Origin of the sequence: Roseomonas sp. 18066 (assembly GCF_902706185.1) — a bacterium.
Lineage (GTDB): Bacteria > Pseudomonadota > Alphaproteobacteria > Acetobacterales > Acetobacteraceae > Pseudoroseomonas.
Genome location: NZ_CACSJM010000027.1, coordinates 1 through 12,940 on the forward strand (window position 1 = coordinate 1; position 12,940 = coordinate 12,940).

The window sequence follows — 12,940 nt, forward strand, 5'->3', positions numbered from 1 at the left end:
GTATCGGCATCAACCGATGCCAAAACAAGCCGTCCAAGCTTGTTTTGGCATCGGTTGATGCCGATACTGCATCGATGTTCGAGTTCAGCCAGCTCCGCTGCTTCGTCGCCGTCGCCGAGGAGCTGCATTTTCACCGCGCCGCCGCCCGGCTGAACATGACCCAGCCGCCGCTGAGCCGGCAGATCCAGCAGCTGGAGCGCCAGCTGGGCCTGGTGCTGCTGCTGCGCGGCAGCCGGGCGGTGCGGCTGACGCCGGCGGGGGAAGCCTTCCTGCGGGATGCGCGCCGGCTGCTGCAGGCCGCCGAGAACGCCACCCAGCAGGCGCGGCGGGTGGCCCAGGGGCAGCGCGGGCAGATCACCATCGGCTTCACCGCCTCCTCCGGCTATGGCGTGCTGCCGCGGCTGGTCGGCGTCGCCCGGGCGCATCTGCCGGAGATCGAGCTCAGCCTGCGGGAGATGGTGTCGCAGGACCAGGTGGCGGCGCTGCAGGCCGGGCAGGTCGACCTGGCCCTGCTGCGGCCGCAGCCGCTGATCGCGGGGCTGCGCACCGCCCTCGTCCAGCGCGAGGCGCTGCGCCTGGCCCTGCCGCGCGGCCACCGGCTGGCGGAGGCGGCCGAGGTCGAGATCCCGGCCCTGGTGGGCGAGGCGCTGATCACCTTCCCCCCCATCGAGGGGCGGTATTTCCACGACCTGATCCTCGGCCTGTTCCGCCAGGCCGGGGTGGTGCCGACCCGGCTGCAATTCATCAGCCAGACGCATTCGATCCTGGCCCTGGTCGGCGCGGGCCTCGGCATCGCCGTGGTGCCGCAGGCGGCGGAAAAGCTGCGCCAGGCGGAGGTGGTGCTGCGCCCGCTGGCCGGCCCGGGCATCCCGGCGGCCGAGCTGATGCTCGCCTGGCGGGAAGGCGCCGACAACCCGGCCTGCGAGGCGCTGCTGGAGGTGCTGCGCCAGGACTGGACCCAGCTGAGCCCCGCCTGACGCGGAGATGTCACGGCGCCGTCAAGCGGATGCAGGAAGCGACGCGCAGTCTGCGCCCCCTTCGTCCGGCTGGAACAACGTCCCATGACCATCGCCTTCCCCCGCCGCGCCGCGCTCGGCCTCGGCCTGGCGGCCGCCCTGCCGCGCTTCGCCATCGCCCAGGCCGACCAGCGCCCGGCCATCACCGTCGCGGTGCAGACCATCAGCACCAGCAACACGCTGGAGCCGCTGCGCGAGCAGTCCAACGTGATGACCCGCGTCGTCGCCAGCTTCCTGGAGCCGCTGATCGACCTGGACTGGGTCGGCGACATGGCGCTGCGCCCGGCGCTGGCCGAATCCTGGCGCCGCATCGACGAGCGCACGCTGGAGCTGGTGCTGCGCCCCGACGTGCGCTTCCACGACGGCAGCAAGCTGACCGCGGAAGACGTGGCCTTCACCTTCGGGCCCGAGCACATGTGGGGCGACGGCAGCGCGGCGCCGGCGGGCGGGCTGTTCACCTCGACCACCGCCGGCGCCGGCACCCGCCAGCCGCCGCCGGAGGTGCCGGCCATCGCCCGCCTGGCCTTCCCCGGCTTCGAGCGGATGCAGGTGGTCGATGCCCGCACGCTGCGCCTGGTCAACCGCCTGCCCGACGTGACGCTGGAAGGGCGCCTGGCCCGCCCCGCCGGCGCCATCATCAGCCAGCGCGCCTTCGAGGCCGCGCCGGACTGGCTGACCTGGGCGCGCAAGCCGGTCGGCACCGGCCCCTATCGTATCGCCGACTACCGCCCCGACAGCTACCTTCTGCTCGAAGCCAATGACGCCCACTGGGCCGGCCGCCCGCCGCTGCGCAGCATCCGCTTCGTCCAGGTGCCCGAGGTCTCGTCCCGCGTGAACGGCCTCCGCGCCGGCGACTACGACTTCGCCTGCGACCTGCCGCCCGACCAGATCGCCGTGGTCCGCGGCAGCCCGCGCCACGAGGTGCTGGGCCGCGCCATCGCCAACCACCGCGTCACCGCCTTCGACAAGACCCATGCCGTGCTGCGCGATGCCCGCATCCGCCGCGCCATCACGCACTCCATCGACCGCCAGGGCATCGTCGACGCGCTGTGGGACGGCGCCGGCGGCGTGCCGCGCGGCATGCAGTTCGACTTCTTCGGCCCGATGACGCTCGCCGACTGGGAAGCCCCCCGCTTCGACCTGGCCGAAGCCCGCCGCCTGCTGACCGAGGCCGGCTACAAGGGCGAGCCCATCCCCTATCGCCTGCTGAACAACTACTACACCAACCAGACGCCGACCGCGCAGGTGCTGCAGGAAGGCTGGCGCCAGGCCGGGCTGAACGTGGTCATCGAGATGAAGGAGAACTGGTCGCAGATCCTGCAGGCCGACGCCACCCGCGGCCTGCGCGACAACTCCAACACCGCCTTCTTCAACGACCCCGTCGGCGCCATGGCCGCCTTCGGCCCCGGCGGCCAGCAATGGGCCAGCGGCGAATGGCGCAACGACGACGCGGCCAAGGCCCTGGAAGCGCTGCAGACATCGACCGATCTGGAAACCCGCCGCAAGGCGCTGCGCCAGATGCTGCAGATCTGCGAGCGCGACGACCCGGCCTATACCGTGCTGCACCAGACGGTGAACTTCACGGGCAAGCGGAAAGATATCAACTGGAAGCCGTCAGGGTCGTTCGCGATGGACTTCACCAGCCGGAACTGGGCGTAAAAAGGTCGGGGGAAAGTATTCCCCCGAATCCCCCTTCTATTTCTTCAAGAAAGCACCGGCCTTCATGATCAACGGGATCGAACGTCCCTGGCCGGTCAGCAACGACAGATCAGCCAAGGGATTGCCGTCGACGACAATCAAGTCGGCGAAGGCACCCTCGGCGACGACACCAATCTGACCTTCCAAGCGGCAAAGCCGAGCCGCGATATAGGTCGCCGAAGCGATCACCTGCTGCGCCGGCAGCACCCGCCCGCGGATGACGAATTCCTCCGACTGGTGCCGGTGCATCGGGCCCAGCAGGTCGCTGCCATAGGCCATCGGCAGCCCGGCCTCGGCCATGATGGAAAGCGACTCCATGCCCTTCAACCGGACGTCGTCGACTTTGCCCACGGCCTCGGCGCCGATGCCCAGCGCCTCGCCTTCCTCGGACAGCTTGTCGTAGGTCACCAGCGTCGGCACCGCGACCGCGCCCTGCTCGGCGGCGAAACGCGCGGTCTCCAGGGTGATCAGGTTGCAGTGCTCCAGCGAATGGACGCCGCATTCGACGGCGCGGCGGATGCCTTCGTCGGTGTAGAGATGCGCCGAGACATAGCCGCCGGCATTGCGCGCCTCTTCCACCGCCGCGGTGATCTCCTCGCGCGAGAAGCCGAGGAAATGGATCGGGTCGGTCGGCGAGGCGACGCCGCCATTGGCCATGATCTTGATGAAGCGGGCGCCGGCCTTGATTTCCTGGCGCGCGGCGCGGCGGACTTCCGGCACGCCGTCGCACAGCCGGCCCAGCGCGCCGAGGCGGCCTTCGAACTGGCTGGGGGCGTTGTCGAAGGGCCCGCGGAAGTCGCAATGGCCGCCGGACTGGCTGAGCGCCTTGCCGGAGATCACCAGGCGGGGGCCGCGGACATAGCCCTGCTCGGTGGCCAGGACCTGGCCGTGGTCGGCGCCGCCGACGTCACGGACGGTGGTGAAGCCGCGGTCCAGCATCTCGCCCATCAGCTTGATGGAGCGGGCCATGATCAGGCTGTCGGGCAGCGTCGCGTTGCGGCCCAGGCTGGCCTCGACGGCGACGACATGGACATGGGCGTCGATCAGGCCGGGCATCAGGGTCTTGCCGGCGACGTCGATCACCGTGGCGCCGGAGGGCGCCTTGGCGGTGGGCGAGACTTCCTTGATGCGGCCGCCTTCGACGACGACGCCCTGGGGTTCGGAGGGCTCCGCGGCGGTGCCATCGACGATCCGCGCGTTGCTGAAGAAGGTCGTGCTCATTTCTTATTATCCAAAAATAGAAGGGGGCACGGGGGGATACTTCCCCCCGTTCTTGCTTACTTTCTTCTGGCTTCCAGAAAGGCCGGGATCAAGAGCGGGGCAAGCGGTGCGATCTTTTTCAGCGCTTCTTCGTCGTAATGGTGCTCGGCGTCCAGCAGGTTGCAGGTGCCGATGGTCTCGCCGTCGTAGCGCACGGGCAGGTTGATCACCGAGCCCAGCCCCATGCTTTCGATCAGCGCGTGGTCATAGAAGGCCCAGCGGATGCCGGCCTTGTCGGTGCCGAGATAGGGCTTGCCCTCGGCCAGCACATGCGCGCCCCAGGGCGTCGCGCCCATCGTCTTGCGGCCGGAGGTCGGGTATTCGGCCGGGTGGCTGGACCAGACGCGGGCGACATCGGCGCCGTCGACATAGAGCAGCGTGAACAGCCTGTGGCCGACGAGGCGCTGCATCTCGTCCTGCAGGGCACGGTAGAGGCTTTCGGGCTGGCCGGGTTCGGCCAGGCGGGCGAGCAGCTCGGTCATGAGGGCGCCTTCGGGGCAGGAGGGATGCGCTCGGGCAGGATGCCCTTGGGCCGCAGATGCAGCACCAGCAGCAGGGACAGGCCGACCAGGGCCTCGCGCAGGGCGGCGACCTGCACCGCCTCGATGCCGGGGACCACGGCGGCCAGGAAGCGGGTGGCTTCCAGGAAGGCGACCACGCAATAGGCGCCGAGCACCGCGCCGACGGGGCGGCCGATGCCGCCGGCGGTGACGGCCAGGAAGATGTAGATGGTGATCAGCGGCTGGAAGTGGTCGGGCGAGATATAGGACTGGTAATGGGCGTAGAGCGCGCCGGCCAGCGCGGCGACCGCGGCCGACAGCGCGAAGGCCTGGTATTTCAGCCGCAGCACCGGCTTGCCGGCGAAGCCTGCCAGCTCCTGGTCCTCGCGCACGGCGCGCAGCGCGCGGCCGAAGGGGCTCTGGTCCAGGCGGCGCAGCAGCAGCCAGACCAGCAGGACGACCAGGGTGACGCCCCCCGCCCAGGCCTGGTTGAAGCCGACGACGCCCAGCGCCGCCTTGCCGGGGGCCAGGATGCCGGACATGCCGTCGGCGCCATTGGTCAGCCAGCGCTCGTTCAGCGCCACCAGGCGGACGATCTCGCCGAAGCCGAGCGTGACGATGGCGAGGTAGTCGTCGCGCAGCCGCAGCGTGAGCCCGGTGATGGCCAGCCCCGCCAGCACGCCGGCCGCCATGGCGACGCAGAGGCCGATGGCGAGCGGCGCCCCGGCCCCGGTGGCCAAGGCGGTGGCATAGGCGCCGATGCCGAAGAAGCCGGCGAGGCCGAGATTGACCAGCCCGGCGCCGCCCCAGGCCAGGTTCAGCGCCAGCGACAGCAACGCGTAGATGCCGCCGATGGTGACCGAGAAAAGCAGGTAGGAGAGCATCAGGCTGCCCTCTCGCCCAGCAGCCCGCGCGGGCGGAAGGTCAGGATCAGCAGGATGGCGACGAAGCCGACGCCGCTGCGATAGGTCGCCGGCACCACCAGCAGCGCCAGCTCCTCGGCGATGCCCAGCGCCAGCGCGCCGGCGACCGCCCCGGGGATCGAGCCCAGCCCGCCCAGCACGGCGGCGGCGAAGACCGCGAGCAGCACGCGATAGCCGGTCATCGGGTCGATCGAGGTGTCGAGGCCGAGCAGCACCCCCCCTGCCCCGGCCAGCCCGGCGCCGAGCGCCACGGCGATGGCGGCGATGCGCGCCGGGTCAATGCCCTTGAGGCGCGCCAGGTCGGGGTTGTCGGCGACGGCCCGCATGGCGCGGCCGAAGCGGGTGAACATCAGGAAGGCGAAGACACCAGCGACGACGGCCACCGCCAACACCAGGTTCCAGATCTGCTGCAATCCGACAAAAATGCCGCCGATGATCAGGTCCGGCTGGATCGGCAGGTCGAAGCCGCGCAGGTCGTTGCCGAAGAAAAACCGCAAGAAATTTTCGAGGATGAGGTTCACGGCGATGGAGGCGATGGCCACCGTCAGGGCGCCCGCCGGCATCAGCCGCCGCAGCGCGCCGAGCTCGCAGAGCAGCCCCGCCGCGCCGCCGGCGGCGAAGGCCACCAGCACGGCGAGCGGCGCGCCGAAGCCCAAGCGGGTGTTCACCCACCACCCGGCGAAGGCGCCGACCGAGACATAGCCGGCGATGGCGAAGCTGGGGTAGCGCAGGATGGCGAAGATGGCGGTGAAGCCCACCGCCGGCACCGCGATCAGCGACCCCGCCAGCAGCCCGTTCACCACCGCCTGCAGCAGGGCTTCCATGCCGGTCAGGCGATGCGCAGCAGGGTCAGCTTGCCCGACTTCACCTGCTCGTAGCGGAACTGGCAGTCGATGATGTCGCCGGTGTCGGTGAAGTCGCAGGGGCCGCTGGCACCTTCGTAGTTGATGGCCTGGCCGGCCTTCAGCGCCGCCAGCCCGTCGGTGATGGTGCCGACCTTGGTGCCGCCCGGCGCCTGGCTAACCTTGCGCAGGTTATCGCGGATGGCGGTGCCGCTGGCGGTGCCGGCGGCCTGCATGGCGAGCAGCAGCAGATTGGCCTGGTCGTAGCTCTGGGTGGAGTAAGGATCCGGGTTTTCCATGGCCGTCACCGAGGCCATGTGCTTCCAGGCCGGCGACCCTTCGGCCGGGGAAGGGGCGATGGTGAAGATGCCCTCCACCGTGTCGGCGGGGACGCTGTCGATCAGCTTCTGGTTGACCGAATAGGCGAAGGCGATGCGGGTGCCAGTGAAGCCGGCGCGCAGCAGGTCCTTCACCAGCACCGTGGTGTCGGGCAGGTAGCCGCCCAGCACGATGGCATCCGGCTTGCCGCGCAGCGCCTGCTGCACCTCGGTGCGGTAGGAGGGCTTCTTGTCGTCATAGATCAGCAGCTCGACCGCGCCACCGGCGGGCTTCACCGCGGCGGCGATGTTCTCGTACTGGCTCTGCGCGAAGGGCGTCTGCGGCGACAGCATGACGATCTTCTTGGCGTTCTGGCTGAGGGCAAATTCGCCAAACTTCCTGCCCTGCAGTGTCGTGTTGGGCTGGGTGCGGGCGAAGAAGCCGCGATGCGGCAGGGCGGTCAGCGCATCGGCGCCGGCGGTGGCCAGCATCATGGTGCCGCTCTCCCAGCAGAGCGGCGCGACGGCGGCGGCGACCGAGGAGGCCCAGACGCCGCAGATGCCGACCACCCGGTCGACATCGATCAGCTTGCGCGCGGCGCGCACGGCGGCCTCGGGGTTGGTCTGGTCGTCCTCGGCCACCAGCTCGACCGGGCGGCCGAGGATGCCGCCGGCCTTGTTGGCCTCCTCGACCACGGCGCGGATGGCCTTGACCATGGCCGGGCCATAGGTGCCGCCGGCACCGGTCAGCGGCGACAGCGCCGCGATGCGCAAGGGCCCCTGCCCCTCGGCGCGGAGGATGCGCGGCAGGGCCAGCGGCGCGAGGGCCGCCGTCGCCAGCAGCGAACGACGCGACAGATCAGCGAAAGACGCGGTCATCTCACTCTCTCCCCTCGCCCGTTTTCGGGCTCTTGGTCAGCCACCCAGGAACAGCCTGCGAATTTCCGGATCTTCCGCCAGCGCGGGGCCGGCGCCCTCGACGCTGTTGCGCCCGGCCACCAGGACGTAGCCGCGGTGGGAGATGCGCAGCGCTTCCACCGCATGCTGCTCGACCATCAGCACCGGCAGGCCGGCGCGGTTCAGGTCGATCACCGCCGCGAACAGCTCCTCCGCCGCGCGCGGCGACAGGCCCGCGGTCGGCTCGTCCAGCAGCATCATCGAGGGCTGCTGCATCAGCCCCATGGCCATGGCCAGGATCTGCCGCTGCCCGCCCGACAGGCTGCGCGCCAGGGCCCGCCGCTTGCCCGCCAGCATCGGATAGCGGGCATATATTTTCTCGAGCTCGGCGCTGGAACCTTTGGGGTCCAGGAAGCCACTGATGGAAAGATTTTCTGCGACGCTCAGCCGCGCGAAGACATTCGCCTCCTGCGGCACGAAGGCGAGGCCCGCCCGCGCCCGGCCGATGGCGTCGTCGGCGGTCACGTCGCGGCCACCGACCGCGACGCGGCCCTCGGCGATCCGCAAGAGCCCCGCCACCGCCTTCAGCAGCGTCGACTTGCCGGCGCCGTTCGGGCCGATGATCGTCACGATCTCGCCGGGCTGCACCGCGACCGAGGCGCCCTTCAGGATCTGCTCAGCCGCGCCATAGCCGGCGACCAGGCCCTCGGCGACCAGGGCCGCGGTCAATGCCGGCGCCCCAGATAGGCTTCCTGCACTTCCGCGTTGGCGGCGACCTGCTCGAAGCTCCCCGTGACCAGGGTGCGGCCTTCCGCCATGACCACGACGTGGTGGCACAGCTGCCGGATCAGCGCCATGTCATGCTCGACCAGGCAGAGCGAAATCCCCTCGGCGTTCAGCGCCTGCAGATGGGCGGCGATCTCGGCGCCGAGCGAGGGGTTCACCCCCGCCATCGGCTCATCGAGCAGGATCATGCGCGGCTCGGCCATCAGCGTGCGGCCGATCTCCACCAGTTTCTTCTGGCCACCCGACAGCGCGGTGACCGGGGCGTCCAGCAAGGGCGACAGGCGCAGCCGGCCAGCGATGGCCAGGGCCCGCTCGGCGAGCTCGGCCTCGCGGTCGCGGGCGGTGCGCGACCACATCGGCGCCTGCAGCAGCCGCTCGCCCGGCTGGCGCGGGCCATAGAGCATCAGGTGCTGGAAGACGCTCATCTTCGGGAAGCCGCGGGCGATCTGGAAGGTGCGGGTCAGCCCGCGCGCCGCCAGGCGATGCGGCTTCAGCCCGGTGATGTCCTCGCCCTGGAAGCGCACCGCGCCGGCATCCGGGCGCAGCAGGCCGGAGACGACATTCAGCAGCGTCGACTTGCCCGCGCCATTCGGCCCGATCAGCCCGGTGATGCGCCCGGCCGGCAGGCTGAAGCCGACCCCGTCCAGCGCCGCCATGCCGAAGAAGCGCCGGGTGACGTCCACGACGTCGAGGACAGACTCCGCCCCGCCCGCGGTCCCGGGCCGGGAGGCTGAGGCGCGGTCGGCCGGCAGCGAGGTTTGCACCATGCCGCCAGCGAAGGCGGAAAAAAGCCAGGACGCAAGAGGCTTTCTGCGAAGGGGTCAGCTCGCCTGCCGCACCAGCGCCGCGGCGCCAGCCGGGTTCTCCAGCGGCAGGAAATGCGTGGTCCGCGCCAGCACCACGGCGCGGCCGTGGCAGGCGGCGGCGGCCAGCGGCTGCACCCCGCGCAGCCAGTCGCCGGCCTCGGTGTCGGAGGCGACGAAGCAACAGGGCACGGTCACCCTGGCCAGCGACTCGAATGTCAAAAAGTTGCCGACGGCCTGGTAGATGGCGGCCTCGGTCTCCGGGGCGCAGCGCAAGCGCCAGCCGGTCTCCTCCGGGCGCAGCTGGGCGGTGGCATGGGCCTGCAGCGCGGCATCGTCGATCAGCGCATAGGCCGGGTGCGGGCGGAGGCGGGCGAAAAGCTGCGCCGGGCTGTCCCACAGCCGGCGGCGGAACAGGGTGGCGGCGACGCGCTGGCGCATGCCCTCGCGGATTGCCGGGCGCTCCAGCAAAGCGGGCGTCATGATCGGCGGCTCGAACAGGGTCAGGCTGGGCCAGGCGACGCCGGCCAGCAGCATGGCCAGGGCCGAGAAGGAATGCGCCGCCCCCTGCGGCCAGGCGCCGGTCGCCTGCCGCACCGCCTGCGCCACCAGATGCGCATCGGCGCCCAGCCGGTCGAGCGTCACCGCCTCGGCGACGGGGACACCTTCCGGCAGGGTCGATTGCCCATGGCCGCGGGCGTCCCAGGCCCAGAGGTCGTGGTCCTGCGCCAGGTCGGCCAGCAGCGCCGGGTAGCTGGCCGTGGCGAAGCCATTGGCATGGCCCCAGAGCAGCGGCGGCGCGTCGCGACGGCCCAGGCGATAGAGGGTCAGGCGCGCGCCATCCGGCGTGTCCAGCGAGCCATGCACATCGATGTCCATGGCCGCCGTCTATAGACCCGGCGGCGCGGGCCGCCCAGCTTGGCTCATCCAGCGTCAGGCCGCGGCCGCGCTGGCGGCGCGGAAGGCGCGCCAGCCGCCATGGGCGCTGATATCCACCGCCCCCTCGACGCCGCCTTCGCAGATGAAGCCCAGCGCCGGGCCGCCCTCGAGCCGCACCTGGCCGAGGCCGAGCGGCGCCGCGATCGTCGCCAGGAAGGCGCCCAGCGCGGTCGAGGGCAGCGCCCAGACCTCGCCATCGATGGCGACGCCATCGCGGGCCGGCAGCAGGCCGGGACGCGGCAGGGTGCCCGGCAGGGCGAGCAGGCGGTAGCAGGGCTCGGTGCGGCAGGCGCGGCGCAGCACGCCGCCCAGGCCCCGCAGCGCCGGGTTCAGCGGCTGGCCGTCGAGATGCGCGCCGAAGACGGCAATCTCCACCATCGGCTGGATCGCGGCGGGCGGTTCGGCGGGGGCCGGCGGCAGGGTCGCGCCGGTGGCGCCCAGCGGCAGGTCGGCCGCGCGCTGCAGCGCCACGCCAAGCCCCGCCAGCAGCCCGTCATGGAAGGCTGGCGCCAGCAGGGTGACGCCGGCCGGGAAGCCGCGCTTGTCGAAGCCGCCGGGCACGGCGAGGCCCGAGAGGTCGAGCAGGTTGGTGAAGTTGGTGTAGCGGCCGAGCGCGGAATTGCAGGCGATCGGCTCGGCCGCCAGCTCTTCCAGCGAAAAGCCGCGGCCGGCGGTCGGCACCACCAGCACGTCGATACGCGACCAGATGGGAAGAATCGCCTGGGCAAGCGCCTGCAGCCGTTGCCGGGCATCGAGGATTTCCAGCCCGGAATAGGCCTGGCCCTTGGCGATGATGGCGTGGGTGACGGGGTGCAGGCTGTCGGGGCGCTCGGCCAGCCACTCGCGCAGCGCATGGGTGCGCTCGGCGACGAAGGGGCCGTAGAGCAGCCGTGCCACTTCCTGGAACGGCGAGAAGTCGATTTCCTCGACCTCGCCACCCAGCGCCTTCAGCCGGGCGACACTGGCCTGGAACAGGGCTTCCCCTTCGGCGTCGCCCAGAAAATCGCGGTCGACAGCGCGGGGGATGGCGAAGCGGAACTTCTGGGGCGCCGGGATGCGCGTCACGAAGCCGGGCGGCGCCTGGCGCGACCAGGCATCGCGCGGGTCGAAGCCGGCAAGCACGCCGGAGACGGCCGCAGCATCCTCGACGGTCAGCGCGAAGACAGAAACGCAGTCCAGCGACCGGCAGGCCGGCACCATGCCGTGGTTGCTGACCAGCCCGCGGCTGGGCTTCAGGCCGACGATGTTGTTGAAGGCCGCCGGGATGCGCCCCGAGCCGGCGGTGTCGGTGCCCAGGCTGAAGCTGGCCAGCCCGCGCGCCACGACCACCGCCGAGCCGGAGCTCGACCCGCCCGGGATCATCGTCGGGTCGAAGGCGTTTCTCGGAACCCCATAGGGCGAGCGGACGCCGACCAGCCCGGTGGCGAACTGGTCCAGGTTGGTCTTGCCCAGCAGCACGGCGCCGGCGGCGGTCAGCTTCGCCACCGCCGCCGCCGTCTCGGCCGGATAATGGGAAAAGTCAGGACAGGCCGCCGTGGTGGGCAGGCCGGCGACGTCCAGATTGTCCTTCACCGCGAAGGGCAGGCCATACAGGGGAAGAAAATCGCCGCCAGCGCGCCGGGCCGGCAGGCGGGCGGCCTCGGCCAGGATGTCGGCGGCCGGCCGGCGGTTGATCCAGATGGCGGGGTCGCCGGCGGCCTCGATGCGGCGCAGCACCTCGGCCAGCAGGGCCTCGGGGGCCAGGCCCGCGGCATAGGCCTCCGCCAGGCGGGCGGCGTCCAGGCTGAGCGTCTCGAGCGGTGCCGCGGCGGCCATGGTGGATCCTTTGGGCGGGAAGCCCGCGGCCGCCATTCAAGAGCAAGCCCCGCCGCGCCGCCAGAGCCGAGACGCCGCTCAGGCCAGGTAGAGACGGCCGGCGATCTCGCGGATGGCATAGCCCTGCTCGACCCTTGCCCAGCGGCGCCCGGCGATGCCTTCCGGCGAGGCAGTGCCGCCCAGCGCCAGCGCCAGGTCGCGGATGATCGGCCGGTCGTTGCGGTAATACTGGTGGCCCTGGTAGTTCCAGCTGGTGCCGCCCGGCGGCACCTCCCGCCAGGTCACCGCCAGGCCGTAATCGACGACGAAGACCCGGCTGGCCGGCGGCGGCGCGGTGACCGGGCCGCCGGCGCCCAGCCGCTCCATCCCGTTCAGCAGGCCGCTGATCCGGCTGAGCGTCGAATCGCCGGCGAAGACGCCGATGGTGACCCAGTCGGCGACCGCCGCCAGCGGCCAGAGCGCGCCGGTGCCGGGCTCCAGCACCGTCGCCGCCTCGTCGCCGGCGACGACGATGGCCTGGGCGAAGACCGCCGCGGCCGGCAGCCCGCCCTGCGCCACCAGCGCCTGCATGGCGCAGCGCGTCGCCCGCGCCCCCATGGAATGCGCCAGATACACCGGCTTGCGCGCCCGCCCCGCGGCGGCCAGGCCGATCTGCCGGATCAGCCGGGCCAGCGCCGGGCCGGAGCTGTCGCAATCCTGCTGGTCACGGCGATATTCGTCGAGGCTGCCGACGCCGTTGCTCGGCCAGCAGAAGGCCAGCGGCGCCAGGCGCAGCCCGGCCACCGCCTCGACCACGTCGCAGAAATTGCCGGCGCGGGCGCAGGATTCGGCAAAATTGTAGTTGAAGCCATGCACGGTGAGCAGCGGCACGGCGCCCGCCGCCTCGGCATGGTCCAGCCATTCGGCCAGCACCGTCGCCGCCGTGCCCTGGGCGTCCGCGAAATCATCGATGCCGTCGACGACGGGGGCGCCGACCGCGCCGGCCTCGCCATCCGGATCGGGCTGCAGGCCCACCGCCACGGCGCCGAGCCAGAGCCGTTCCGGCGGCGCCGCGCAGCTGGCGCCGAAGGCCGCGCCGGCCTCGTCCCACAGCCGGTTGGACGCGAAATGCACCAGACGCTGCGCCATGGCGCTCTCCCCCGCG

At 71.6% G+C, this 12,940-nt stretch carries 12 protein-coding genes; 2 read left to right on the forward strand and 10 right to left on the reverse strand.

Annotated features, from left to right (window positions below):
* The first annotated feature begins 74 nt into the window (after window positions 1–74).
* Both GVN67_RS07860 and GVN67_RS07865 read left to right on the forward strand, forming a co-directional pair.
* A complete protein-coding gene (locus GVN67_RS07860; RefSeq protein ID WP_159994528.1) occupies window positions 75–977 on the forward strand; it encodes a LysR family transcriptional regulator in 903 nt (300 codons plus the stop codon).
* 84 nt (window positions 978–1,061) lie between these two features.
* Window positions 1,062–2,675, forward strand: coding sequence for an ABC transporter substrate-binding protein (locus GVN67_RS07865; protein ID WP_159994530.1), 1,614 nt, complete (start codon window positions 1,062–1,064; stop codon window positions 2,673–2,675).
* A 36-nt stretch (window positions 2,676–2,711) separates the two neighbouring features.
* On the opposite strand, the gene GVN67_RS07870 is transcribed toward GVN67_RS07865, so the two are convergent.
* The 10 genes from GVN67_RS07870 to GVN67_RS07915 form a co-directional block, all read right to left on the reverse strand.
* Complete coding sequence (locus tag GVN67_RS07870) at window positions 2,712–3,935, reverse strand: amidohydrolase family protein (RefSeq protein ID WP_159994532.1); 1,224 nt, start codon at window positions 3,933–3,935, stop codon at window positions 2,712–2,714.
* Window positions 3,936–3,991: 56 nt separating this feature from the next.
* Window positions 3,992–4,456 (reverse strand): GAF domain-containing protein, encoded by a 465-nt coding sequence (locus tag GVN67_RS07875; RefSeq protein ID WP_159994534.1) that lies wholly within the window; start codon window positions 4,454–4,456, stop codon window positions 3,992–3,994.
* Window positions 4,453–5,358 carry a branched-chain amino acid ABC transporter permease gene (locus tag GVN67_RS07880; protein WP_159994536.1) on the reverse strand — a complete coding sequence of 302 codons (906 nt, stop codon included), beginning with the start codon at window positions 5,356–5,358 and terminating at the stop codon, window positions 4,453–4,455. The genes GVN67_RS07875 and GVN67_RS07880 overlap by 4 nt, the downstream gene beginning before the upstream one ends.
* Window positions 5,358–6,221: a branched-chain amino acid ABC transporter permease gene (locus tag GVN67_RS07885; RefSeq protein ID WP_159994538.1), complete on the reverse strand. Its 864-nt coding sequence runs from the start codon at window positions 6,219–6,221 to the stop codon at window positions 5,358–5,360. The genes GVN67_RS07880 and GVN67_RS07885 overlap by 1 nt, the downstream gene beginning before the upstream one ends.
* A gap of 5 nt (window positions 6,222–6,226) precedes the next feature.
* On the reverse strand, window positions 6,227–7,435 hold the full coding sequence (locus GVN67_RS07890; RefSeq protein WP_159994540.1) for an ABC transporter substrate-binding protein: 1,209 nt from the start codon (window positions 7,433–7,435) through the stop codon (window positions 6,227–6,229).
* Between the two features lie 36 nt (window positions 7,436–7,471).
* Entirely contained in the window at window positions 7,472–8,182 is a 711-nt protein-coding gene (locus GVN67_RS07895; RefSeq protein ID WP_159994542.1) for an ABC transporter ATP-binding protein, read from the reverse strand.
* Window positions 8,179–8,922, reverse strand: a complete 744-nt coding sequence (locus tag GVN67_RS07900; RefSeq protein WP_235035145.1) for an ABC transporter ATP-binding protein — start codon at window positions 8,920–8,922, stop codon at window positions 8,179–8,181. The genes GVN67_RS07895 and GVN67_RS07900 overlap by 4 nt, the downstream gene beginning before the upstream one ends.
* A 138-nt stretch (window positions 8,923–9,060) precedes the next feature.
* A complete protein-coding gene (locus GVN67_RS07905; protein WP_159994546.1) occupies window positions 9,061–9,921 on the reverse strand; it encodes an alpha/beta fold hydrolase in 861 nt (286 codons plus the stop codon).
* A 54-nt stretch (window positions 9,922–9,975) separates the two neighbouring features.
* Window positions 9,976–11,796 (reverse strand): allophanate hydrolase, encoded by a 1,821-nt coding sequence (gene atzF, locus GVN67_RS07910; RefSeq protein WP_159994548.1) that lies wholly within the window; start codon window positions 11,794–11,796, stop codon window positions 9,976–9,978.
* 78 nt (window positions 11,797–11,874) lie between these two features.
* Window positions 11,875–12,924 carry an alpha/beta hydrolase gene (locus GVN67_RS07915; protein WP_159994550.1) on the reverse strand — a complete coding sequence of 350 codons (1,050 nt, stop codon included), beginning with the start codon at window positions 12,922–12,924 and terminating at the stop codon, window positions 11,875–11,877.
* Window positions 12,925–12,940: the final 16 nt, after the last annotated feature.

Bases quoted from the DNA above. Each gene is read 5' to 3' on its own strand.
- GVN67_RS07890 (WP_159994540.1), bottom strand. From the start codon at position 7,435: ATGACCGCGTCTTTCGCTGATCTGTCGCGTCGTTCGCTGCTGGCGACG.
- GVN67_RS07875 (WP_159994534.1), bottom strand. From the start codon at position 4,456: ATGACCGAGCTGCTCGCCCGCCTGGCCGAACCCGGCCAGCCCGAAAGC.
- GVN67_RS07870 (WP_159994532.1), bottom strand. From the start codon at position 3,935: ATGAGCACGACCTTCTTCAGCAACGCGCGGATCGTCGATGGCACCGCC.
- GVN67_RS07865 (WP_159994530.1), top strand. From the start codon at position 1,062: ATGACCATCGCCTTCCCCCGCCGCGCCGCGCTCGGCCTCGGCCTGGCG.
- GVN67_RS07915 (WP_159994550.1), bottom strand. From the start codon at position 12,924: ATGGCGCAGCGTCTGGTGCATTTCGCGTCCAACCGGCTGTGGGACGAG.
- GVN67_RS07880 (WP_159994536.1), bottom strand. From the start codon at position 5,358: ATGCTCTCCTACCTGCTTTTCTCGGTCACCATCGGCGGCATCTACGCG.
- atzF (WP_159994548.1), bottom strand. From the start codon at position 11,796: ATGGCCGCCGCGGCACCGCTCGAGACGCTCAGCCTGGACGCCGCCCGC.
- GVN67_RS07885 (WP_159994538.1), bottom strand. From the start codon at position 6,221: ATGGAAGCCCTGCTGCAGGCGGTGGTGAACGGGCTGCTGGCGGGGTCG.
- GVN67_RS07860 (WP_159994528.1), top strand. From the start codon at position 75: ATGTTCGAGTTCAGCCAGCTCCGCTGCTTCGTCGCCGTCGCCGAGGAG.
- GVN67_RS07905 (WP_159994546.1), bottom strand. From the start codon at position 9,921: ATGGACATCGATGTGCATGGCTCGCTGGACACGCCGGATGGCGCGCGC.